The sequence below is a fragment of the Bacillus cereus group sp. RP37 genome (genome assembly GCF_040459695.1).
In the GTDB taxonomy this organism is placed as follows: domain Bacteria; phylum Bacillota; class Bacilli; order Bacillales; family Bacillaceae_G; genus Bacillus_A.
On record NZ_JARVHP010000001.1, the window covers coordinates 2,129,730 to 2,153,234 of the forward strand.

Sequence of the window (23,505 nt, forward strand, 5' to 3'; positions counted from 1 at the left end):
AAACTTATCTGTGAAATCGATTATAATAAAGGTTGCTTCCTAAGGCAATAGTTTTTCTGTCCTTTTTCTGCACATACAAATTCTTGCAACATTAGACAGGGAAACGAAAATAATCCAAGAATATGTTATATAGAAAGAATAAGGAAAAGAGGGAAAAAGATGTGGAAAACTACGGATCTATGTGATGAGTTTGAAAATGAATTGCAAATATGTCGCCAGTCTTTTCGGTCTTTTGGGAAGAAAGAACAATTCCACGGGAAAATTGCAACGGTAAAAGTGAAGGATGATAATGTACTAGTGAAGGAAGGATTGCAAACACTACCAGAAGGAACGGTATTAGTTGTTGATGGCGGAGCATCTACGAATTGTGCGTTACTTGGTGATAATTTGGCAGCTATTGCGGAGGAAAGAAAGCTAGCAGGAATTATTGTATATGGTTATGTTCGTGATTCTAGTGAACTAAAGAATATGAATATAGGTATTTTAGCGTTAGGGACATTACCAAATAGAAGTGTAAAAGAAGGGAAAGGAGAACGAAATATTTCATTGCAATTTGGACAAGTAGAATGGAAGCCGAATGAATATGTGTATGCGGATGAAGATGGCGTCATTATTAGTGAAAAGAGTTTGCATCGTTAAAGGCTAGTAAGTTACTATTCTTAGAAAATAAATCCGATAAAGCATGGACAAAATTCTTTGTCAATAGTAAAATAATACAGAAATTTATAATTTACAGAATGTATAGGTTTATCGTTTTACGATAACTGAAATGGAAGTAAGAAGTGCCTAGAAAAGTGAATGTTATCGCAATGATACGTTCATAAACAAAATTATTTTTCCTATACAAATATAGCCGCGCATGATGCGGGTAGGAGGTGTTGCACAGTTTGTTCGACACTTACAAAAAAAGAGTGTCAATTGCACGCCCTTGAAGGGCCTTTTTTTGTGTGAATAGTAGTAAGGGAGGAAATTTTGGGATGGCAATGTTAAAAAAATGGCTGCTTACGTCGTTAATGGCAGTTACACTTGTATTTGTTTCTTTTGCGAATACAGTACATATTACGTTTGCTGAAGGAAATACAGCAAAACTTGCAATTATTGGTGAATCACAAAAGGGCATTATGTTATGTCCGAAAGAAGAGCAAATTACAGATGGGGAAACAGCTTTAAGTTTGCTGCAAAAAGTCATGGGGGACAAAGTAACAGCAGAGACGATGTCGTTTGGAACGTATGTTAAAGGCATTGACGGCTTAATGGCTGGGGACACAAGCGGCTGGTTGTATGATGTAAATGATAAATCTGCAGAAGTTGGAGCAGATAGTTATAAATTAAAGTCTGGAGATGTTGTTGTCTTTCGTTTTGTTGCAGACTGGAGCAATATGAGCCAGGAAACATTACAGCAAACATTAGATAAATTTGGTACTTGTAAAACTGTAGAAGAACCAAAGACAGATGACCCAAAACCAGAAGAACCAAAAACAGATGATCCAAAAACGGATGATCCAAAACAAGAAAAACCAGAAGAACCAAAAACAAATGATGAAAAGATAGAACAACCAAAGCAAGAGAACATTCAAGTTCCAGCAGCGAAAGTAAATGACGCGATCTCTAAGACATCTGAAAAGATGTTACAAGATGGAATTGAAAGTGATTGGGTAGCTTTAGGCCTTTCTCTTTCTGGAAAGAATGTTCCAATTGAGGCGAAATTAAATTATGTTAAGTCAGTAACTGAAAAAGTAGAAAAGCGCATTAACCGTTTTTCAGCGACAGATTTAGCTAGAACGATTATTATGATGAATGCAATGCAAGCAGACCCTACAAAGGTTGGCGAACATAATTTAGTTCAAAAATTGTATGAATCAGATAAAGTAAATTCTGTTACAGGTTATACATTTGCTTTACTTGCATTTGATACGAAGAAATATGAAGTGCCAGTGAATTCAAAATGGAATCGAGTTGCTTTAGTAGATGCGCTTTTAAACTCACAGCATACAGATGGCGGCTGGACTTACGATAGCGCAAGCAGTAAAGACAGTGCTAGTAGCGTTGATGTAACAGGTATGGTTTTATCAGCATTAGCTCCATATCAAGATCGACCAGATGTGAAGACAGCTGTAGAAAAAGCTGTTGCCTATTTATATAAAGAGCAACTAGAAAATGGTGGTTTTTCTGCTGATGGACAAGAAAACTCTAATAGTGTTGCGCAAGCAATTATTGGACTATCACTTGTGAAAGATGTAGATCAAAACCGTCTACATAAGGCAGTGCAAAATCTACTGTCATATCAACTTCCAAATGGTGAATTCAAATGGTTACCAAGTGATCAAAACGGTAGCGGGATGGCTACAGAGCAAGCGTTATTAGCACTACTTCAGTTTAAAGATCTTGAAAAATCGATTTATGACTGGTCAAATGTATCTGTTCCTGAAATCGATACGAAACCAAATGTGGATTCAGAAAATGTTGTAGTAGAAAAAGAAGTTACTGAACAACCAGAAGAACAAAAGCAAGTACAACAAGAAACGAGAGATGACACTCTAAAAGTTGTTGTTGATAACGAACTGGTTAAAAATAAAAAGTCCGGAAACGGTAGTATGCTACCAAAAACCGGAGCATCTTCTCATAGTGCAGCTACAGAAGTAGGTATGGGTGTATTATGTATTGCTTCTGCATATGTATTATGGAGACGTAAAGCAGCTTAACAAAAATTAGGAGCAATCATTTGCTCCTAATTTTTAATATGAAAGGTGAGAGACAACATGAGTAAGATGAAGTGGTTTATTTCTTTCATGCTTTCACTTGGGTTACTTGCCGGATGTGAAGAAGCAGCTGTAAAGCCTGAGAAGAAAGTAGAACCAAAGCAAGAAGAGGTAGCAAAACAAGAAGAGAAAAAAGATGAAGCGAAACCGGAAGAAAAACCGGAGGAGAAACAAGCTGAACAAGAGCAAAATAAGCAAGACGACCAGAAAGAGAAACAAGAACAAAAAGTAGAAGAGAAGCCGAAAGAAGAAAAAACACAGGCACAACCGGAAGTAAAGAAAGAAGAGAAACCGCAGGAACAGCCTGCTACTAAGCAACCAGAACAGCAAAAAGCACAAGAAGAGAAACAGCAACAACCGAAAGCGCAAGAAGTAAAAGAAGAAGCGAAGGTTGTGAATCAGCCGAAAGAAACACCGAAGCAGGAGCAAAAAGAAGATCCGAATAAAGGTGGAAACGAAGTTACTCTTCCAACACCACCGAAACCAGTGCCACCTAATCCGCCAGAACCACCAAAACCACAAGCAAAACAAGTTACGATCTCAGTAAAAGGTAATGAAGGATACTTATTAGGTGCGAAAAAGATGGATGTACAAGAAGGCGATACAGTGTATAAAGTATTGCAACGTACAGGTTTAGATGTGGATGCGAGTGGATCTAAAGGCGATGTTTATGTAAAAGGGATTAATGATTTATATGAAAAAGATATTACAGCTACTAGTGGATGGAAATATCGTGTGAACGGTGCGTTTCCAAACCATAGTGCAGGTGTAGTAACAGTTAAACCAGGAGATACAATCGAGTGGGTGTATGTATTAAAATAAGAAAGGCATTCGGTAAAGGACTATGAAAATAAGTTTTTCTTCTTTACATCCTTTTGTGAATTTTTTCTATTATATCGGGGTGATGATACTATGTATGATGTGTCTTCATCCTCTTTTTTTAATTGGGGCAATTCTATTAATCGTTATAATCAATGTGATGCAAGGGAATAGCGAAAAGATAAGAAAGATGTTACCGAGCACAATCGTTTTCTTTTTTATGGTCATTTTATTTAATTCGTTATTAACGCATAGAGGCCGAACTACATTATTTTGGTTAGGTGATAGCCGTATTAAGCTTGAGGCGATTATGTTCGGACTAGTAATGGGGTTATTATTAGTTGCGATTATGTTTACGTTTGCTTCGTATAATGATATTATTTCAAGTCATAAATTTTTATATTTGTTTTCTAGAATTTCACCGAAAGTAGCATTGTTAACGATGATTACGGTGAGGTTTGTTCCATTGTTTATGAGGCGATTACAGAAAATAACATTCGTCCAAAAGACAAAAGGTATACAAGTAGATGCAGGTTCCATTGTGGAACGGGTGAAAAACGGTATGCAATTGCTACAAGTATTATTAATTTGTTCATTAGAAGATGCGCTGCAAACAGCAGATTCTATGCAAGCCCGTGGATTTGGTGTAACGAAGCGTACGACATATATTCGGTATAGAATGGAAAGACGAGATTGGTGTACGCTCAGTTATTTAAGTATTCTACTTATCATTGCTATTATATGTAATACGTATGGCGGGGGAAAGCTAATCATTTATCCGAAAGTCGAATCTATTCTATTTCAGCAATACGATGGAGTGATGTTCGGAGTATTTATGATGTTTATTAGTCTACCAATTATAATGGAAGGAAAGGAATGGATATGGTGGCGCATGCAGAAATAAACAATTTATCATTTGTATATGCTGATGAGAACGAATATGCGTTACAGCATATTTCTCTTTCTATTCAAAAAGGAGAGTTTATTGCACTTGCTGGAGGGTCAGGCTCTGGAAAGACGACTTTATTGAAACATTTTAAAAAGGAATTACTTCCAATCGGTACACGTTCAGGAGAAATTTTTTATGAGGACGTTTTATTAGAGGAAGTACCTGATTTATTATCTGCACAAGAAATTGGTATGGTATTTCAAAATCCAGAAAATCAGCTCGTAATGGATACGGTCATTCAAGAATTAGCATTTTCTTTAGAAAATATCGGGTTACCATCACAGATTATTCAAAAACGAATAGCAGAGCTTATTAGCTTCTTAGGATTTCAAGATTTATTGCACCAATCTGTTCATACGTTATCTGGCGGGCAAAAGCAGCTCGTCAATTTAGCTGCGGTATTAGTTATGCAGCCAAAACTATTATTATTAGATGAACCGACGGCGCAGTTAGATCCAATTGCAGCGAAAGAGTTTTTAGGATTGTTAAAACGTATTAACGAAGAACTTGGCATTACGATTGTTTTAAGTGAACATCGTTTAGATGAAGTGATACCACTTGCAACACGCGTTATTTGTATGAATAATGGTCAAATCGTGTATGATGGCAGCCCTAAAACGGTTATAGCGAACATGTGGGAAGTTGAAAAGTTCCGTCCATTTATTCCGCAAATTCCAAGATTGTTTTTAGAATGGAATGTAGAAGATATTCCGTTTACAGTGCGAGAAGCGCAAATGAAACTGAATAACTTTTCAGAGATATCATATGTGAATGAGCCAGTAGCAAAAAGTGAAAAACACGAAGTTATTTTAAGTGCAGAGCATATTTCGTTTCAATATGAAAAAAATAGTCCACTTATTTTACGAGACTTAACCGTATCGATTGAAAAAGGAAAATGGGTAGCTCTCGTTGGAAAAAACGGTACCGGGAAGTCCACGCTTTTGACGATTTTAGCGGGATTGCAAAAAGCGAGAAGAGGGAAAGTAAAGTGGAATGGGAAAGTGATACATAAAATTGATTCGAAAGAACGATTTAAAAGTATCGGGTATGTATCACAGCATCCGTATTATCATTTTACATTTGATACAGTGTGGGAAGAAGTGTATGAACGTGCACGCGAGTTATACGGAGAACAAGGAAAAGAAATAGCAGAAGATATGTTGAAGAAGTTTTGGTTGTGCTCGCTTAAAGAACGCCATCCGCATGATTGTAGCGGGGGAGAGCAACAACTACTTGCGTTATGTACAACGTTATTATCAAAGCCGACTTTATTATTACTTGATGAACCGACAAAGGGATTAGATCCGTGGAAAAAAGAAAGAGTAGGAGAGGTATTTAGAAAGCTACAAAAAGAAGGTACAACAATTGTAATGGCAACGCATGATATTGAGTTTGCAGCGAAATACGTTGATCAATGTATGATGTTATTTGACGGAGCAGTCATTATGAATGATACACCGAAAGAATTTTTTAGTGGCAACTTCTTTTATACAACCTCTATTAATCGATTTATTCGAAAAGAGTTACCATATGCATTAACGTGGGAGGATGTGTACGAAGCGTGTCCAAACGATATGTTGCATTCATAATATGTATTTTTGCAGTAATAATAGGCACATTACTCTTTACTACACTTATCATGGACGGTTATTACATGTTAAGTAGTTTGTTTTTATTAGTTGTTATTATGTTACCGTTTTATATCCGCTTTGAAAGAAAGGCTTTTGTTTCACGTGAAATTGTACTCGTTGCTGTGTTAGCGGCAATTGCAGCAGTTAGCCGCGTACCATTTTCGATATTGCCAAGTGTACAACCGACTTCATTTGTCATTATCGTTTCTGCAATTGTGTTTGGGAGTGAAACTGGTTTTATGATTGGTGCAACAGCGGCTATCGTATCTAACATTTTTTTAGGACAAGGTCCGTGGACGCCGTGGCAAATGTTTTCGTGGGGTATGATTGGTTTTATAGCTGGATTATTACGTAATACATTTTTAATGAAAAAGTTATGGGGAAGACTTCTATACGGATTGTTTGTTGGATTTTTATTTGGCTGGATTATGAACTTCTGGGGGCTTCTCGGTTTCATACGTGAGGCAACGTGGGAAGCTGTCATTTCGTATTATATCGCAAGTTTTTATTTCGATTTGAGCCATGCGATTTCGAATGTTGTTTTCTTACTATTATTTAGTACGTCTTGGATTACGATTCTTACAAGATTTAAAAAGAAATATGGCATATTAGAAAAGCATAACATGGCATAGAAAAGCATACTCATATAAGGTAGGGTCGCGACTTACATATTCGTTTGCCTCTTTCATGCTTCTTACATATTGTAAGGAGCATTTTTTATTGTCAAAAAATCGATTCAATATATATCCGTTATTATATAAAATTATTTGTATAATAGTAGGTGAGAGTTATTTTCAAAAGGGAGGTGTATAGTTAATGAAGTTAGTTATTCCGAAGCAACACGGTGCATGGGCTATGCTCGTTATACCATTTCTAGTAAGTGTTATTCTTGGGAAACCTACTATGTATCATATTCCATTGTTTTTAGCTTGGTTCTTTATCTATTTAGCTACGTATCCATTTCTTATGTACATAAAGCAAAGACGAAAAAAAGAGTTGTTACATGCTGCAATTGTATATTTTATCATCGCGTTCGTATTTGGAATGATTTCTCTATTATATGAATGGCGCATCCTTTTATTCGTAGCAGTAATGATTCCATTATTTATTGTAAATATGTATTACGCTCGTCAAAAGAATGAAAGAGCGTTACTAAATGACATTAGTGCGATTATTGTTTTCTGTATTGGCGGTTTAGTTAGTTATTATTTTTCAATGAAACTTATAGATAAAACAGCACTATTTATTGCACTTATATCATTTTTATATTTTTTAGGAAGTACGTTTTATGTGAAAACGATGATACGTGAGAAAAATAACCCGAAGTATCGTTTTATATCTTGGGGTTATCATATTGTATTAACAATCATTGTATTTGCTATGAATCCGTGGTGTTCTCTTATTTTTATACCAAGTGTCATGCGAGCAATTATGTTGTACGGTAAAAAAATTTCTATTATAAAAGTAGGTATTTTAGAAATTGCTAATTCTGTATATTTTTTAATCATAACGGTAATAATTATGAAGTATGCCATTTGAAAAAGCTTCCCATCTTATGATGGGAAGTTTTTTCAATCTTGTTCTAAAATGTGAACCGTGTAATCACAACGTTGAATAGCTTGTTCGATCGCATAAAGGGATTGTTCAATACGTGCGCGATTAAAATCTTTTTCAACGGTCTGTAGCGCTGCTTCTAAACAATGTTTTGCTTCTTGTAATGATTGAAAAGAATCTTGTACATATCCGCGAGCATTTTCGTGCATTTCATACTCCTCCTTGCATATTCATATATGTATAGTATGAACAGGAAGAAAGAAAATATAATTTGTTGTATTTGTTTGACAATTGAAATGAAATTACGTATAGTAAGATTTAAGTGAATATTTTCTTATCCAGAGAGGTGGAGGGACTGGCCCGATGAAACCCAGCAACCGCGATGCAGGTGCTAATTCCAGCAGAACATATTTGTTCTGGGAGATAAGACGAAGATATATACGTAACTTCTTCTTATCGGAGAGGTTTTTTTGTTGTCAAAAAAACCGATTACGAAAATTTATATTAAGAAGAAAGGGGTTGCGAAGTACTGTGACACTCGAAAAATACGTAAAACTGCGTAGTACAGTTTATGAATATATGATAGAGCAAGATAAGCCAATATCATTGTTAGATATTCAAGAACATATCGTTTCGCATCATGAAGGAAAATTCACGAAAAAGATGTTACATCAATTTTATTTATCAAGACTATTAGATGAACTGAAACTGGATGGGAAAATTACATTAGCTGATGAATATCTCTATACTGAAAAAGGGGTATTTTATAAGGCGAGAAAAGGGAGCTAAGCTCTCTTTTTTTGAAGTATGTAGAGTAAAAGACTGCTGAAGCAGCCTGATACAAGGGAATGGTGTTGAGTGTGTAGTGTCAAAGATTGAATGTGCCTGAAAGAGGCACTTCATATCGGCTGCAAATGAAAAGAGACACCTCCGCCGAATAGGTGTCAGTCGTTTTGTCATATAGACTTACTATTTGACAGTTATTAGAATAACATGCAGGGTTTTGGAAGTCAAAAGGGAATTAAAGGAAGAGGTGTTGTTATGTACGCTTACTTATTACATGATATAACGAAATGGATTCCGAAATACATTGTAGATAGAGGATACGAATATTATGAAGATGGACATGTAGAAGATGTTGAAATACACGATAAGAAAGTTTTTGCTTTCGTTACTGGAAATGCAGGAAACTATGAAGTGATTATTGATCTTGAAGATTTTACAGAAAGTAGCTGCGAGTGTCCTTATGAGAATCTTTGCAAGCATATGGCGGCAGTTGTTTATGATATTCAAGGTGCTGGTGAAAGTACGGTAAAAGAGAAACTGAAAGATTTAGAAAAGGAAGAGTTACTTACAGTATTAAATCGTTTATTACAAAGTTCGAAAAACGTACAAATTGTAGAGAAGATGTTAAAGAAGGGGAAACTTTAACTTATAGAGGGAGTTGTTTTGTAGTGAATGTACTAATTGTATACGCTCATCCTAGTCCTTCCAGTTTTAACGCGGCGATTTTAAAGCATGTGCAAAAAGGATTACAAGAAACAAATCATTCGGTTACGGTACTTGATTTATATAAGGAACAATTTGATCCAGTCCTTGTATTTAATGAAGAGAAGAAAAGACGTGATTTAGTAAATGAGGAAGAGACAGCGCGATATAGAAAATTAGTGGAAGAGGCAGATACGCTTCTCTTCATCTATCCGATATGGTGGTGGGGGATGCCTGCTATTTTAAAAGGATTTATTGATCGCATTTTCGTAGCTGGATTTGCTTATAAATATGAAGGTGCCCTGCCGAAAGGATTATTGAACGGAAAGAAAGCGTGGGTTATTAATACGTTGGACTCGCCTTTATGGTACGTCGCATTATTATACCGATCAGCAGATTGGATTATGATGAAGAGAGGCGTTTTACGTTTTTGCGGTATTCGCGATATAAAACGGTCAGTGTTCCAATCAGTGAAAACGAGTAAACTAGAGAAGCGGGAAAAATGGTTAGTACAAATAGAAGAAAAGGCTCGTACATTATGAATGAAATCGATCGTATTCTAAACTGTTGTGGGTATGATAACGAACTTTTGCGAACGTATATTACATGTTTACTTCAATTGAAAAAATGTAGCGAAACATTTCAACAAATGACGATTCAATTAAGAAATGATTATCTAATAAGAGGGATTTGTGAAAGAGAAGTTGATGAGGTGGTAAGAGGAAGTAAAGAATATGAAACATATTTTCTTCCTAAAGCATTACAGTGGAATTTCCTTAAGAACAATCCAGATTTAATTGAAAAAATATGTGAAGACTTTTTTGCATTTGAGGCGTTACATCTTACGGAGATAGAGTGGGAAAGGATTATAAATTGCGTGGGAAATAAATAATTTATTATGTAAAAAAGCTAGTATAAAACTAGCTTTTCATTTAGATAAATAAGAAACATAGACTAATGATAAATCCTGCATATAGTAAGTTCACAACGCAAAATCCCATAATATCACGAGCACCTAAACCAGCTATCGCTAATGCCGGTAATGCCCAGAAAGGTTGAATTAAATTTGTCCAAGCATCACCCCACGCAATTGCCATTGCTGTTTTTGCAGCAGGGACACCAAGTTCAGCACCAGCTGGAATCATAATGGGTGCTTGCACAGCCCATTGACCGCCGCCAGACGGAACGAAAATATTAACGATGCCAGCACTTAAAAAAGTAAAGAGCGGGAAAGTCGTTTCGTTTGAAATGCTAATAAAGAAATTCGAAATAGCTCCTCCAAGTGAAAGTCCTTCACTATTTGCTCCAATCATCATTCCCATAATTCCTGCGTAAAACGGAAATTGAAGTAAAATACCAGAAGCACTTTTCGTAGAGTCCGAAAAAGCGCGAATATATTGAATCGGAGTACGGTGGAAAATAAGTCCAGCAATTAATAACATAAAAATCACGATATCGAGAGTAAGGTTAAAGCCTTTCGTATAAAAGTAATTGAAAATATAAATGAGACCTAACAATCCAACACAAAGTGTAATAATGATGCTATTTTCCATTTTTTCAGCGAACGTATTGTTCCCTACTTCTTGAGCGGCAGCTTCTTCATGAAATACGCTAGGATCTACCGTTATCGTATGTTTTTCATCTGGATGCATCGCTTTATTAATGAGAGGCATCGTAACGAGAAAAATAATAACTGGAACGAGTGCGTATGGTGAAAATAATGTTTCTGTTATTGGAATCGCTTCTTTTATACTTCCCGCTGTCGTTTTAATTAACGTTTCGCCGCCAGTTGCTAACGTAAGAGGAATAGAAGCAGAAAGCCCCGCATGCCAAATGAGAAATCCAGAGTAAGAAGAAGCAATTGCTAGTCTATAATCTAATCCTTCAAGCTGCCTGGCCACTTCTTTTGCATATAAAACAGATACAACAATACCAAATCCCCAGTTTATGTATGCTCCTAGTAAACTTACGATTGAAATGGCAATAATACCTTGTCCATTCGTTTTCGGTAGTCTTGCAGCTTTCGTTAATCCTTTTTTAATAAGAGGAGCATTTGCTAAAGCAGATCCTGTTACGAGTACAAGTGCCATTTGCATAGAAAAGGCGAGTAGTCCCCAAATGCCATTACCCCAGTGATTAATCATTTCCACAGGTGTTTGGTGCGTTGCAAACATGCCGAAGAAGATAACAAAAACAGTTAATAAACATGATAAAATAAACGGTTCTGGCAAGAAACGTTGCACTAAGGCGACGCAACCATTAGTAAAAGAACGAAACAAAATAGATCAACCTCCTAATGTATGTTTATTACAATTATTCGAGGTTATTTGAGTAATACCCTTTAATATATAGAAAATTCAGAAATTTAAGGGTATTGTCATAATGTCTAGGTAGATTGATAATTTATATTGAAATGTTATTTCATTTTGAACTGAAATTGAAAATGATGCTCTATATACAAGGGGAAGAGATGGGAATAGACGAATATGTTTAGGCGTGTTTTAAAATGACTGACCTCCTTTTCTTCTTTGAACAACCTGTATAAGTTGTATATTATTAATAAATGTAATTTGTACACTTTTCGTAACGGTATTTGCTAAGTTTTTGTATAATATAATTATGTGAAGTTAACATAACTTATTGTATCAATAGTATATATTTGCCTAGAATATCCATTTTAAGATTTTGAAGTACGCTCCTAAATGAAAATGTATTTCTCTAAAGTTAGTTACTTAGTGAAGTCTGCTCGTTTTTTTCGTATTAGGGAAGAATGTACTTTTTAACTTGATGGGCATGGGGTGGGACCCCTTGTAGCAAAACCGGAGTGGAAATGATGAGTATAAATATTTTTGTGAGATTGATAAAAGATGAATTATTAAAAGAGGTAAGCATAAGAAGTGAGGATGAATTTGAGCCTGTAGTAGTTAAAGATATTCCTAGACTTTGGAAGTGTTTAGGTACAGGTAATTACGCCGCAGTATTTATGCACAAAGAATACAAAGATTGGGTAGTGAAAGTCTACGCGCGAGAAGGAGAAGGAATTGAAAAAGAGTCAGAAGTATACCGAAGAATCGGAAATCATCCTTCTTATTCGAAGCTTATATATAAAGGAGAAAATTTCATAGTATTAAAACGTTTAAAAGAAATTACCTTATACGATGCTATTCATAAGGGGATTAAAATTCCTAAGCAGGTAATCCTTGATATCAATGGAGCTATAGAGTATGCAAGGAAGCAAGGACTAACTCCTTGTGATGTTCACGGGAAAAATGTGATGATGGAAAACGGAAGGGGATATGTAGTCGATGTATCTGATTTCTTAAAAACAAAAGAAGATAGTAAGTGGAGAGACCTGGAAAAGGCATATTTTGCCTTTTACTTGCCTTTCATTTATAAATTTCCTTTTCCTGTTAAAATACCGTATTTTATGTTAAACATTGTTAGACGTTCGTATAGAACATATAAGAAGCTTAAAAAGAAATTCAAATTGTAAAAGGATCACATACTTATCTTTAGGTTAGATAAGTGAACCACTAGTGTTTTCAAATGTATAAAATATTATCACGATAATTAGGGTTTAGGCGTGGCTCAAATAGTAATTCTTTCGGCAACTCCTACTAACCAAGTGCTAATTGGAATGGAATTTGTGTAAATAAAAAAAGCTTCCACTACTGTGGAAGCTTCTCTAAATGATGTGCAATATCGATATACATATTTGAGTAAACTGAATGTATTTCATTACTTGGCGTAGCGTTAGAAGAGAAGTGAACAATGACCATATTTGCTTTCGGATCGATGTAAAGTGTCTGTCCATAACTACCTAACACTTCGAAAGCACCTTGTTCATTGTGCGGAATCCACCATTGATTATGATAAGAAATGGAAGCTCCAGGGCCAACTGCAAGTTCACCTTCTTGGACATTTTTTATATCTTCAGTAATAGAAGAAGGGAGAATTTGTTTTCCGTTATATTCCCCGTTGTTTAATAGTAATTGCCCGAATCTAGCCATATCTCTAGCAGTTGCATTTAAGCCAGCGCTTGCTTGCTCTATCTTCGTTTCATCTGTAACATAATACGCGTTTTCTTCCATACCAATTTGAGACCATATTTGTTCGCTAACATTTTCAGCTAATGATTTACCAGTGATCGTTCGAATCACCCAAGCGAGTGTTTCCGCTGATCCGTTATCGTAAGAAAAATCGGAACCAGGCGGTGCAGTTTCTTCTGCTTCTCGTAACATATCATAAATTTTCATCGGACCGTCGTAGTTTTTACCGCGTGATAAAATATTGCTAGCTAAATATAGTTGTGCATCTTGATTTTCTAACGCTGGATGTTCATATCCATGAGTAGGGTATTCTACAGAAACTTGCATATCCATTAATTGCTGAAGTGTGGCATTACCGAACGGTGTATTTTTTAATTCTTTTATATATGTGTTAGCTGTTTTTTCTAAGTCAATACGGTTTTCTTCAGCGAGAGATTGTATCATTGCTCCGGTAAAGACCTTTGCTAATGACGCCATGCCATGAGGTTCACTCTCGTTATATCCATTGAAATATCGTTCATAAACAAGTTGTCCATTATGTACAACAACAAAAGCATCCGTTTTGTTATCGTCCAAAAGTTTTTTTAGAGGAGTTGTATTTCCAAACATACGCTCCACGGCAAAATCATCTAAGTTTTGCAACGCGGTAGAGAAGTGGGAAACTTGATCCGGGTTATGATTTACCTCGTTAATTAAAGTGAATTCTTTCATATGTGTATACGACCAACGTAAGTATGGATCATCTAACCAATTTTTCTTCGTCACGTTATGTTTTGATGGGGTTGTTTTATTATGTTTGAAGTATGTAAAACCGAGCCCTGTAATTACAAAAATGAATGTGATTATGAGTAAGAGTAGGGGAGATTTTTTAAATTTCATAGAGGTCCCTCCTTTTTATTTCTATTATAAGTATACGCTTCTATTAAAAGAAATACAAAATAAGGAAAGTAAACGGGGAAGTTTACTTTCCTTATTCCTGTTAAGCGGAAACTTTTCCGTCTGTATGTTGTTTCTTGAATTTTTGTTTTCGTCCATGTAATCCATAATAGAGAAGTAAAGTGAACGCAACGATAATAGCTGCGATGAAATACATATTATGGTAACTTGATTTCGCTGCGACGATACCTAAAATGAAAGAACCAAATCCAATACCACTATCAAAGAATGAGAAGTACGTAGCTGTTGCAGAACCACGTCGATGATTTGGAGCGGCAGAAATTGCAATCGTTTGGAAGCTAGGAATTAATGTCCCGTAGCCTAAACCGATTAGCATACCTGCGCCAAGGAACCAAAATGAAGTTTGTGCTTGGCTTAAAATAAACATCCCAATGGTGAAAATAATGATAGCAGGGTAAACAAGTACATTTTCACCAAAGCGATCAAAAATCTTTCCTGTAAATGGACGAGAAATTACAACAACAAGTGCGTATACAATAAAGAAGTAACTAGCAACTTCTCCTAAACCGATCTCTTTCGCATAAATAGGAATAAAGGATAAAATGCCACTATAAGAAAAGGCTAAAACAAATCCTGTCAGAGCGATCGGAATAGAGGATGGTTCAATTAAGTCCTTCCATTTCATTTTTTCTCGTTTTTGTTTCTTCACTGGTGCTTCATGCGGAATATTTACAAGTAGTCCTAATAAAAATGCAAGCAATGAAAATACGGAACAAACGATAAATAGTACAGTAAATGAAAAATGAGAGATAATTGTTAAACCTAAAAAAGGACCGATTACCATCGGCAGACTCATGAATACGCCGAAATAGGCAAGTGCTTCGCCGCGTCTATGAGCTGGCGCAACATCTGTGACAATCGTACCAGTTGCTGTCGTTGCCATACCGAACCCAATACCATGTAAGAAGCGAAGGGCAAGTAATAAAAATAAACTTTGCGCACCGAAATACATAACAGTAGCAGCTAAAAATAATGAAAGTGAAATAAATAATATTTTCTTTCTTCCTAAATCATCGAGCCATTTACCTGTAAATGGTCTACATAAAACAGATGAAATAAGAAAAACAGTTGCAACTAAACCAATTTCCTCAGGTTTTCCTTTTAGGTTGTCTATAACGTAGACGGGCAGAGTAGTCATAAGCATGTAAAATGTTAAGAAGAGAAATAGACTACTAAAACAAGTTCCGAGGAAATCCTTCGTCCAAAGTTTTTCACTTTGCATCGTCATCCCTCCAATTTAATCTAAATTTTTAATGATTTGTTGTAACACTTGAAATGCTTGATGTAACTCATCTTCGTTAATACCATCTAGCGTTTTTTCTTCGAAAGTATCAACTTCTTCTTGCCATACAGGTATCATCTTTAATGCTGTATCAGACAATGAAATAAGCTTTTCACGGCGATCTTTTCCTTCTGTACGAATAATCCAGCCCATCGTTTCCATACGTGTTAACGTGCGAGTCATCGTTGGTGATTCAACATTTAAATACTGGCATAATTCTGTTTGCGTACAAGAACCGGTTTGATTAATGCGGAAAATAACAGCCCATTGCGCACTAAATAACCCAGTTGGAGATACGCGTTCATTAAATTTCTTTGTGAATTTTCGAGAAGTTTGGCTGACAATGTGAAAAAAATGTTGTTTTTCGTCCATGTATTTTGATCCTTTCAAATTAGTTACCTAGCTAACTATATACTTTTTTATTATAATTGTCTAGTAATAGACATGTTGATTCATGTAAAAATTTTGTATAGGTTTTATATTGAGAACATACATTCTGTATGTTATTCTTTAAGTAAGTAAAGAATTTTCTTTCTATTAAAAAGAATGGGGGAACTTGTGATGATTAAGCCTGCAACAATGGAGTTTGTTTCACTATCGAACGGAGAAACGATTGCGTATCAGGAAGTTGGAAGGCAAAATACAGAAATTCTTGTACTCATTCACGGGAACATGACATCGTCACAACACTGGGATTTAGTTATTGAAAAGCTACAAGATCAATACCATATTTACGCTCTTGATTTAAGAGGGTTTGGACAATCAACATATAATAAGTCGATAGATTCAATACAAGACTTTGCAGAAGATCTAAAACTAGTTATTGATCAATTAAAATTAGAGAAATTTTCATTAATGGGCTGGTCAATGGGCGGTGGTGTTGCGATGCAATTTACAGCGAATCATCCAACGTTTGTTGAAAAGTTAATTTTAGTAGAATCAGTGGGCATGAAAGGATATCCGATTTTTAAAAAGGATATAAACGGGCAACCAATCGTATCAAGCTTAGTAAAGACGAAAGAAGAAATCGCGCAAGACCCCGTACAAATTGCTCCAGTACTAGATGCGATAAAAAACATGAATAAATTATATTACCGTACAGTATGGAATTTATTAATATATACACATAATCAACCTGAACCGGATCGTTATGAAAAGTATTTAGACGATATGTTAACGCAGCGTAATTTCGTAGATGTGAATTATGCGCTCATTACATTTAATATTTCGGATGAACATAACGGGGTTGTAGAGGGAAATAAACAAATTCATCGTATTAAAGCTCCGACACTCGTCATACAAGGTGACAGAGATTATGTCGTACCGCAAGTAGTCGGTGAGGAATTAGCAAAATATTTGCCAAATGCAGAGTTAAAAGTGTTAGAAGATTGCGGTCATTCGCCGTTTATTGATTGTTTAGATGTGTTTATAAAGCATGTAGAGGATTGGTTAGAACAGAAATAATCCCCGAAATGAAACGTATTGCATATACTATAACATTGTAGGTAAAAGGGGAGATTATCAATGCATCATCCGTTCTTAATTGCGCATTCGCCATATAATCATCACTTATATACAAAAATAATGATAGCTCCGCTGTATATGCAAGTTTCACCAGCTGTAGTTCCTTTACAACTTCAATATCCGCAGCCACCAATCGCTAGTGCACAGCAATACGCGTATGAAACTGCTTTTTATAAACATCCGTATTTCAAGCAATTCCATAACAATGTGAAAGCACAAGTTTGGGAAGGTTAAGAAGCTGAAAGGTTCATTCTTTTGGCTTCTTTTTTATTATGAATATTCGTACACGCATTTGAAGAAACAGTTTATAATGAAAAGTGGAAAGCGTGAGAAGGAGGGGGAGAGGGAAAGGAATGTCGATGCGTTTTACTTTTTGGATTATGGTTGGAATTGTAGCAATCTCGGGTTTGTCACAAGGGATGCTCTTACCTGCCATTGCAATGATTTTTGAACAAGAAGGGGTTAGTTCAAGTATTAACGGTATTCATGCGACGGCATTATATATTGGGATATTAGTTATTTCACCGTTTCTTGAAAAACCGATGCAAAAGTTTGGAATGAAGCCAATTATCGTCATTGGTGGGTTTCTCGTTATTATTTCATTATTCTTTTTTACACAAACATTTTCGTTTTGGGTATGGTTTATCCTTAGATTTCTAGTTGGAGTCGGAGATCATATGCTTCATGTCGGAACACAAACGTGGATCACGACAACATCGGACCCAAGTAAAATAGGTAGACAAGTATCGATATACGGTGTATTCTTCGGAATCGGTTTTGCTGTTGGTCCGTATTTAGCGAGCACTGTTCAATACGGCCTTGCGACGCCGTTTATGATATCTACGATACTTTGTTTAATAGGATGGCTTTTACTATTACCAACGAAAAATGCATTCCCAGCACAAGATGAAAGAGAAGTGAAAAGTGAATCATCATTTTCTCGTTATAAACAAGTTGTTGGATTAGGATGGATTGCACTGCTGGGACCACTTGCATATGGCGTACTGGAAGCAATGTTAAACAGTAACTTACCAGTATACGCGCTTCGAAAAGGATGGTCTGTTTCAGAAGTATCCTTCTTATTACCAGCGTTTGCAGTTGGGGGCATCATTACACAAATTCCGCTCGGTATATTAAGTGATAAATACGGAAGAGACCGTATATTAACATGGACGTTTAGCATAAGTACGGGTATTTTCTTGCTTGCAGCCGTATTTGATCAATATTACTGGATCGTCTTTGCTTGCATGTTGTTAGCTGGTATGGTCATTGGATCGTGCTTCTCTTTAGGGCTTGGATTTATGACTGATTTATTACCGAGACACTTACTACCAGCGGGTAATATATTATCTGGAATCGCCTTTAGTTTAGGAAGTATTATGGGGCCTGTATTAGGAGGCTTATTTATAGAAAAAATACAGTATACAAGCTTTTTCATTGCGGTTATGATTATAATAGGAACTCTCGCAATGGTATATATGATCTACATGAAGAATCAATTCGCATCAAGAAAAATAGAAAGTAGGTTAGGGCATGACAAAACAACCTAATAAAAAGAAATTTGAAGTACTTGAAAATGAAACAATTACAGACTGCTTAGCACGTATGGAACAAGAAGGATACGCACCGTCTCGTCGTATGGAAGAGCCAATCTTTCATGAAGTGAAGAAAGATGGCAAAACAGAAGTTGAACCGTGCGGTAGAAAAATTGTCTTTGAGGGGAAATTGAAGTAATACGCTATATAAAAAGAATTTGCTTTTGGGTACAAGAAAGATAAAACATATAGTCACATAAAAAAACGCTGTTGATTTCAATATCAATAGCGTTTTTGTTTTTAGTGAATATATAGATCAAAATGAATTTCTGCTTGAATAAAACTAGCAAAATCAATAATCTCTTTTTGTAAATACATTGCAGGTGATTCGTTATTCTCCACTTGAATTACTACCATAAAAAGAAACTGTAAACCATACTTCTTCTTGAGATGTTTTAATTGCTCTGTTTTTCCTTCAAGAGATTGTAGAATAACATGTAACTGATTATTTATATCGTATGATTCTTGATAGCCAGTGCTTAAAGTCCAATCCGTCTCTTTTCTATATAGGGTTTTGGTGGATACAAGATTCGGATTATCACGTCTTGCAACAACATCATCTTTTTTATAAGTTCTTGTAGGCTCGATACGTAGGGCATTGGTAATTGCTTCAACAGGAAATACATCACCCGTTGCACTAAAATAAGCCATAACTTTGGTTTTATCCAGAATGGTTCCTCCTCTTATTAGTAAGATGTTAATCTTATTACATTATAAAAATTTATGAATGTAAATAGAATTTTTACCCTGCTATTTGTGGGCAGTAAAGCTTCTAATGGGAGGAAAGAAGGTGAGAGTCAATTTTCCATAAAAGCATGATTAGTGTGGGGGAATAAAACCTCACTAGTTTCATTGTATTGAATTCCAGCGTTGGGGTATTCGTTAAAGCTGGATACCTATACATTTGAAGGAAAGAACAATGATACAAAAGTAGGATGCTTAAAAATATAAATATTTGTATGATAAAAACAAAATATATTTTAAAAATCAGAATGTAGAGGAGGGAAAATATAATATGATACAAAGCATATATGAAACTCATTTACATGTAAGAAATTTAGAAAAGGCGATAGATTTCTATCAAAATAAGTTAGGTTTAACATTAGCAAAAAGACTATCGAAAAGACGAGTTGCGTTCTTTTGGGTAGGAGAAAATAAAAAACAAATGCTCGGATTATGGGAAGTACATAGTAATGAAGATTTTAAGACGAAACACTTCGCTTTTCGTGTAGATTTAGAGTTTTTAAAGGGTTCCAAATTATGGTTAGAGAAGTGTGGAATAGAGGTAGTAGGGAGTCAGGGGAAAGGAAATGAAGAGCCAATTGTCCAAAGGTGGATGCCAGCTGCAAGCGTATATTTTCTAGATTGTGATGGAAATAAATTAGAGTTTATTTCTATACTAGATGATGATCCAGATGAATTTGAATATGCAACGTATTTAAGTGAATGGAATGCGGAGCACTAAGAAAAATAAAGTGGAACTTTAATCAGTAGTAGTTTTACAGCTTTGTATTATGTTAAATAGGTAGGAACAAAATAAAATCCTTCAAGAAAAGGCACGTTCTTGAAGGATTTTTTTATGCTTTATATATTGTATATTGCTTGTAACGTATTAATGATGTTCACTTTTAGATATTTCAGCACGTTGAATATAACCATCAGAGAAGCTGAAATAAAGAGAATAGCTACCTCGATTATATATAAAGCCTTCACTAGTCATATCCTCTCCGATTCCATCTGGTTCACCAAACCACTCTTTTAATTCATTGATAGAGATATCCATTTTTACCCATATATATCTAGCGTCCGAAGGGTACATGTCAATATTATAATCTCCGTATACCGCTGTATTAGGTGCATCACATTCTGTACATGGTGCTTGCTTCCAAACATCAGGTACTCCAAATTCTTTTTTCACCTCAGATATATCTTTACCCAATGCATTTAATTTAAATGGACCAAACGTCCCATCTTGTAAAGCTGTTGTTAACATTTGTTTCATTTCTTCTTTTGTATTGATGTTGAAATTATAATCTCTGTTTTTTGCTATTGCATTATAGAAGAATTGTGCATACTCCTCACGTTTCACAAGCATGTTGCCATTGTAATTACCTGCCCCATCACCGTAGGATATTCGGTTACTACGTAGCGTATTTACAAATTTATAAGCCCAATGATCTTGAGGTACATCTTTAAAGTTATTTTCTCCTTTGGATTGTAATTGAAATGCTTTTTGTAATACTACTGCCATTTCATACCGAGTTAATGCATCATCTGGACGAAAAGCACCTGTTCCATCACCTGTCATAATTCCAGCCTGTACAATAGCTTTAATATCCTTTTCAAACATATGATTTTTAATATCGTTAAACATATTGCTCTGTTCATTATTTGCTGTTAAACCTAAATGACGAGCGATTAAAGAAGTTACCTGGCCTCTAGTAATATTATCCCCAAAACCAAATTTTCCATTTCCATATCCGTTAAAAAGTCCTGCTGCTGCTAAGTAATCAATAGCATCTTTTGACCAGTGGTCCTTTGGTACATCTGTAAATACAGTGTTCATATTGCCAACTACTTTATAGTTATTCGTAGTTGTTTGTGCGTTTGCTGTGCCTACCAGCATTGTAGTTGCTAGTGCTGTGGTGATTACGAATCCGAAAATTTTTTTAGCTTTGCTTGTTTTCTTGCCCATTTGAGAAAGCCTCCCCAGTTTAATTTAACTTTATTAAATATACGTATTACACATATACATTTAATACAATTAAATGTATACATCGCAATTATAACATGTAAATGATGATTATTTGTCATTAATTCACTTAATGTGGATAAAATTCCAATGACCTATATAAAACTATAATTTTTAGATGATAAATATTCATTGCTATTTAATTGAAGAAAAATGCGAAAGCTTTTTATAAAATATGGAAATGTTAAAACCCCTTTGATAAAATAGCAATATGCAAAAATAATTATTTATAAATTCTCAATGTAATGAATATTCATGTTTAAATATACGAATTTAACTACGTAGTTATTGTGCTAAAGGGGGAGAAAGATGTTAGATGAATTGTACAATGCCTTTTTAAATGCGTCTGGTTTTACAGAAAGTGCGAGGAAACGAGATCGATATGATGATTTACATGATTATTTAAAAAATCAAGAAAGAGAGTTGAAGCAATTTATTCAAGAGGCTGAATCAGCGAAGAGAGATTATGAGAGTAAAAGTAATGGCTTAGAAGCTAATAAAATTCCGGCAGTTGAATTTGAACAAAAACGTCATGAAAAGGATGAAGAATTACATACATTAGTATCCTATTTTAAAAGTGCATTAAGCGATGTTGGATCTGCAAAAAGTACAGCTTATGCAAAGTATTTGGAATATAAAGCGAAAGCAGAAGCGGAGAAAGCATCAGCATACGCTGCAGCGACCAAGGCTTTTGAAGAAAAGAAAAAGGAAATTGAAAAACTTATCCATTAAGTATAGAAAGAATGGAGGGAATCCACATGAGTGGCAAAGAGGTTGAAATTATAGGAAGTAACACAGCAAGTGCCATTTCTTACGCGCAAAATATTGAAAATGGTATGAAGGATTCTTTAAATCAAGCGAAAAACTTAAAAGCATACGTTACATGTGCGAACTGGAATGGAAAAACGAGAGATGCCTTTTTAAGTTATCTAGATTTAATTATTCAATATAATTCAGAAATGGTAGAGGCATTTGAAGGACATACGAAAGCTTTGAAAGAGTTAGAGAAAAGTATTCAAACGTACGGCGATATATCGGAAGTAAGGGCGATAAAACAATTGTGATGGAGAAATGAGGGATAAAAGAATGGGGAAAGAAATGAACTTTGCACCTGCTGAATTATATGTTCTCGCAGGTGCAGCTGGGGTTACCGATATATTTGGATTGCCAAACCGTGACGCAATTATTTTACTTGATGAAGAATGTGTCACGAAAGCAACTGCGAGTTTAAAAGAAAAAGGCTTACTTACAAGTGAAAATGGAATTACCCCTGCAGCTTTTCAAATGATTGAGCTATTAAAAGAATATGAAAATTGTCATGAATACACGAGAATGAATAATGTATTAATTGGATTTTTAAAAGAGGATAAAGACCGAGTGGCTGTATTAACGGAAATTGAGCCAAATAAAAAATACGAGATCGACTACATACCAAAGCCAGACGTATATTTTTCCTTATTAACACGCATCCCCTTCTTATTGAGAGAACCGAGGGACATAGAAGATACATTTTTCTCAAAGAGAATGACAGAAACAGAACAACAAACATTTGAGGAAAAAGATTTATCAAATAAAGATGTTATAGCGATAGAAACGTATAAGAGGCCTCGTAGTAATAGAGGAGGAAAATGGGAATGTTTCTTATATTTCACTGAAGGAGAAGATTACGTTCAAATAGATGTAGAACGTAATCGATATGACTGGGTGAGCCTCTATGCGGTGAATAAGAAATTGTATGACGTGTTAAAAATGCCGTATAAAAAATTAATTGACCCGAGACAATTTTCGTTAGGAGGTATTGAATAATGCAAGTATCAATGGGAGACGGTGGTTCTGGTGGTGGAGAAGAAGTATTAGTTAATTTTCAAGAACTACTTGATATAGTAATGAAATTAGAAGATATATATAAAATCCATGTAGACGTCATTGGAACGAATATTGAGAGTTTATTAAGCAGTGATTTTTATCAAAAAGGTGAAGCGATGAGAGTAATTGAAAAATATCCTGATATATTACACAAAACACTTGAATTTGCTGAACACTATTCTAGGTCGGCGAGACTTGTAAGGGTCGCATGTGTAGAAATGCTTGAAAAGGACGAACAATTACGTGAAATATTAAGTAAGTTGTAGAAATCACCATACGG

Annotated in this window: 28 protein-coding genes and 1 riboswitch; of the genes, 21 read left to right on the forward strand and 7 right to left on the reverse strand. The window is 35.3% G+C overall.

Annotated elements, in window-relative coordinates:
• Positions 1 to 159 precede the first annotated feature (159 nt).
• The 7 genes from rraA (at position 160) to QCI44_RS11310 (ending at position 7,697) form a co-directional block, all read left to right on the forward strand.
• The gene (gene rraA / locus QCI44_RS11280) at positions 160 to 639 is read left to right on the forward strand and encodes a ribonuclease E activity regulator RraA (RefSeq protein ID WP_016087063.1); all 480 of its coding nucleotides are present in this window, start codon (positions 160 to 162) and stop codon (positions 637 to 639) included.
• Positions 640 to 977: 338 nt separating this feature from the next.
• Positions 978 to 2,702 carry a DUF4430 domain-containing protein gene (locus QCI44_RS11285; RefSeq protein WP_353811129.1) on the forward strand — a complete coding sequence of 575 codons (1,725 nt, stop codon included), beginning with the start codon at positions 978 to 980 and terminating at the stop codon, positions 2,700 to 2,702.
• A 57-nt stretch (positions 2,703 to 2,759) separates the two neighbouring features.
• The gene (locus QCI44_RS11290) at positions 2,760 to 3,581 is read left to right on the forward strand and encodes a DUF4430 domain-containing protein (RefSeq protein ID WP_353811130.1); all 822 of its coding nucleotides are present in this window, start codon (positions 2,760 to 2,762) and stop codon (positions 3,579 to 3,581) included.
• Between the two features lie 22 nt (positions 3,582 to 3,603).
• The gene (locus QCI44_RS11295) at positions 3,604 to 4,482 is read left to right on the forward strand and encodes an energy-coupling factor transporter transmembrane component T (RefSeq protein ID WP_353811131.1); all 879 of its coding nucleotides are present in this window, start codon (positions 3,604 to 3,606) and stop codon (positions 4,480 to 4,482) included.
• The gene (locus QCI44_RS11300) at positions 4,455 to 6,116 is read left to right on the forward strand and encodes an ABC transporter ATP-binding protein (RefSeq protein WP_016087066.1); all 1,662 of its coding nucleotides are present in this window, start codon (positions 4,455 to 4,457) and stop codon (positions 6,114 to 6,116) included. The genes QCI44_RS11295 and QCI44_RS11300 overlap by 28 nt, the downstream gene beginning before the upstream one ends.
• Positions 6,089 to 6,790: an ECF transporter S component gene (locus tag QCI44_RS11305; protein ID WP_353811132.1), complete on the forward strand. Its 702-nt coding sequence runs from the start codon at positions 6,089 to 6,091 to the stop codon at positions 6,788 to 6,790. The genes QCI44_RS11300 and QCI44_RS11305 overlap by 28 nt, the downstream gene beginning before the upstream one ends.
• Positions 6,791 to 6,974: 184 nt before the next feature.
• Positions 6,975 to 7,697, forward strand: coding sequence for a YwiC-like family protein (locus QCI44_RS11310; RefSeq protein WP_353811133.1), 723 nt, complete (start codon positions 6,975 to 6,977; stop codon positions 7,695 to 7,697).
• Between the two features lie 32 nt (positions 7,698 to 7,729).
• Here QCI44_RS11310 and QCI44_RS11315 read toward each other — a convergent pair whose 3' ends face one another.
• On the reverse strand, positions 7,730 to 7,921 hold the full coding sequence (locus QCI44_RS11315) for a hypothetical protein (RefSeq protein WP_000544998.1): 192 nt from the start codon (positions 7,919 to 7,921) through the stop codon (positions 7,730 to 7,732).
• Between the two features lie 122 nt (positions 7,922 to 8,043).
• Positions 8,044 to 8,142: riboswitch (SAM riboswitch) on the forward strand.
• 101 nt (positions 8,143 to 8,243) lie between these two features.
• Between QCI44_RS11315 and QCI44_RS11320 the strand changes: the two genes are divergently transcribed.
• The 4 genes from QCI44_RS11320 (at position 8,244) to QCI44_RS11335 (ending at position 10,092) form a co-directional block, all read left to right on the forward strand.
• On the forward strand, positions 8,244 to 8,501 hold the full coding sequence (locus QCI44_RS11320) for a hypothetical protein (protein WP_000171478.1): 258 nt from the start codon (positions 8,244 to 8,246) through the stop codon (positions 8,499 to 8,501).
• 204 nt (positions 8,502 to 8,705) lie between these two features.
• Complete coding sequence (locus tag QCI44_RS11325; protein WP_116329297.1) at positions 8,706 to 9,143, forward strand: SWIM zinc finger family protein; 438 nt, start codon at positions 8,706 to 8,708, stop codon at positions 9,141 to 9,143.
• A gap of 23 nt (positions 9,144 to 9,166) precedes the next feature.
• Entirely contained in the window at positions 9,167 to 9,742 is a 576-nt protein-coding gene (locus QCI44_RS11330) for an NAD(P)H-dependent oxidoreductase (RefSeq protein ID WP_016087070.1), read from the forward strand.
• The gene (locus QCI44_RS11335; protein ID WP_016087071.1) at positions 9,739 to 10,092 is read left to right on the forward strand and encodes a hypothetical protein; all 354 of its coding nucleotides are present in this window, start codon (positions 9,739 to 9,741) and stop codon (positions 10,090 to 10,092) included. The genes QCI44_RS11330 and QCI44_RS11335 overlap by 4 nt, the downstream gene beginning before the upstream one ends.
• A gap of 40 nt (positions 10,093 to 10,132) precedes the next feature.
• Here QCI44_RS11335 and QCI44_RS11340 read toward each other — a convergent pair whose 3' ends face one another.
• On the reverse strand, positions 10,133 to 11,479 hold the full coding sequence (locus QCI44_RS11340; protein WP_016134996.1) for a short-chain fatty acid transporter: 1,347 nt from the start codon (positions 11,477 to 11,479) through the stop codon (positions 10,133 to 10,135).
• A gap of 554 nt (positions 11,480 to 12,033) precedes the next feature.
• On the opposite strand from QCI44_RS11340, the gene QCI44_RS11345 reads away from it, so the two are divergent.
• Positions 12,034 to 12,693, forward strand: a complete 660-nt coding sequence (locus QCI44_RS11345) for a serine/threonine protein kinase (RefSeq protein WP_033660097.1) — start codon at positions 12,034 to 12,036, stop codon at positions 12,691 to 12,693.
• Positions 12,694 to 12,868: 175 nt separating this feature from the next.
• Here the strand turns inward: QCI44_RS11345 and QCI44_RS11350 are convergent, their stop codons facing one another.
• From QCI44_RS11350 to QCI44_RS11360, 3 genes are all read right to left on the reverse strand, one after another.
• A complete protein-coding gene (locus QCI44_RS11350; protein ID WP_016087074.1) occupies positions 12,869 to 14,128 on the reverse strand; it encodes a serine hydrolase domain-containing protein in 1,260 nt (419 codons plus the stop codon).
• A 100-nt stretch (positions 14,129 to 14,228) separates the two neighbouring features.
• Positions 14,229 to 15,428 (reverse strand): MFS transporter, encoded by a 1,200-nt coding sequence (locus tag QCI44_RS11355; RefSeq protein WP_016087075.1) that lies wholly within the window; start codon positions 15,426 to 15,428, stop codon positions 14,229 to 14,231.
• A 15-nt stretch (positions 15,429 to 15,443) separates the two neighbouring features.
• The gene (locus QCI44_RS11360) at positions 15,444 to 15,860 is read right to left on the reverse strand and encodes a MarR family winged helix-turn-helix transcriptional regulator (RefSeq protein ID WP_016087076.1); all 417 of its coding nucleotides are present in this window, start codon (positions 15,858 to 15,860) and stop codon (positions 15,444 to 15,446) included.
• Between the two features lie 174 nt (positions 15,861 to 16,034).
• On the opposite strand from QCI44_RS11360, the gene phaZ reads away from it, so the two are divergent.
• The 4 genes from phaZ (at position 16,035) to QCI44_RS11380 (ending at position 18,746) form a co-directional block, all read left to right on the forward strand.
• On the forward strand, positions 16,035 to 16,952 hold the full coding sequence (phaZ, locus tag QCI44_RS11365) for an intracellular short-chain-length polyhydroxyalkanoate depolymerase (protein WP_116329296.1): 918 nt from the start codon (positions 16,035 to 16,037) through the stop codon (positions 16,950 to 16,952).
• Positions 16,953 to 17,012: 60 nt separating this feature from the next.
• Entirely contained in the window at positions 17,013 to 17,246 is a 234-nt protein-coding gene (locus QCI44_RS11370; protein WP_016087078.1) for a hypothetical protein, read from the forward strand.
• 119 nt (positions 17,247 to 17,365) lie between these two features.
• Positions 17,366 to 18,562, forward strand: coding sequence for an MFS transporter (locus QCI44_RS11375; protein ID WP_016134993.1), 1,197 nt, complete (start codon positions 17,366 to 17,368; stop codon positions 18,560 to 18,562).
• Positions 18,546 to 18,746 (forward strand): NETI motif-containing protein, encoded by a 201-nt coding sequence (locus QCI44_RS11380; RefSeq protein WP_000166302.1) that lies wholly within the window; start codon positions 18,546 to 18,548, stop codon positions 18,744 to 18,746. The genes QCI44_RS11375 and QCI44_RS11380 overlap by 17 nt, the downstream gene beginning before the upstream one ends.
• Before the next feature lie 101 nt (positions 18,747 to 18,847).
• Here QCI44_RS11380 and QCI44_RS11385 read toward each other — a convergent pair whose 3' ends face one another.
• Positions 18,848 to 19,258 carry a DUF4279 domain-containing protein gene (locus QCI44_RS11385; protein ID WP_016087080.1) on the reverse strand — a complete coding sequence of 137 codons (411 nt, stop codon included), beginning with the start codon at positions 19,256 to 19,258 and terminating at the stop codon, positions 18,848 to 18,850.
• Positions 19,259 to 19,622: 364 nt separating this feature from the next.
• Here QCI44_RS11385 and QCI44_RS11390 point away from each other — a divergent pair, with 364 nt between their 5' ends.
• Entirely contained in the window at positions 19,623 to 20,072 is a 450-nt protein-coding gene (locus QCI44_RS11390) for a VOC family protein (RefSeq protein WP_098413125.1), read from the forward strand.
• A 147-nt stretch (positions 20,073 to 20,219) separates the two neighbouring features.
• Here the strand turns inward: QCI44_RS11390 and QCI44_RS11395 are convergent, their stop codons facing one another.
• On the reverse strand, positions 20,220 to 21,302 hold the full coding sequence (locus QCI44_RS11395; protein WP_098486222.1) for an S-layer homology domain-containing protein: 1,083 nt from the start codon (positions 21,300 to 21,302) through the stop codon (positions 20,220 to 20,222).
• A 366-nt stretch (positions 21,303 to 21,668) separates the two neighbouring features.
• Here QCI44_RS11395 and QCI44_RS11400 point away from each other — a divergent pair, with 366 nt between their 5' ends.
• The 4 genes from QCI44_RS11400 to QCI44_RS11415 are packed head-to-tail and all read left to right on the forward strand — an operon-like array spanning position 21,669 to position 23,491.
• Positions 21,669 to 22,091: a hypothetical protein gene (locus tag QCI44_RS11400; RefSeq protein ID WP_098413127.1), complete on the forward strand. Its 423-nt coding sequence runs from the start codon at positions 21,669 to 21,671 to the stop codon at positions 22,089 to 22,091.
• A gap of 26 nt (positions 22,092 to 22,117) precedes the next feature.
• Entirely contained in the window at positions 22,118 to 22,423 is a 306-nt protein-coding gene (locus QCI44_RS11405; RefSeq protein ID WP_016087084.1) for a WXG100 family type VII secretion target, read from the forward strand.
• A gap of 22 nt (positions 22,424 to 22,445) precedes the next feature.
• Positions 22,446 to 23,165 carry a DUF5081 family protein gene (locus tag QCI44_RS11410; protein ID WP_088091667.1) on the forward strand — a complete coding sequence of 240 codons (720 nt, stop codon included), beginning with the start codon at positions 22,446 to 22,448 and terminating at the stop codon, positions 23,163 to 23,165.
• Positions 23,165 to 23,491, forward strand: a complete 327-nt coding sequence (locus QCI44_RS11415) for a hypothetical protein (RefSeq protein ID WP_001198193.1) — start codon at positions 23,165 to 23,167, stop codon at positions 23,489 to 23,491. The genes QCI44_RS11410 and QCI44_RS11415 overlap by 1 nt, the downstream gene beginning before the upstream one ends.
• The last annotated feature ends 14 nt before the right edge of the window (positions 23,492 to 23,505 follow it).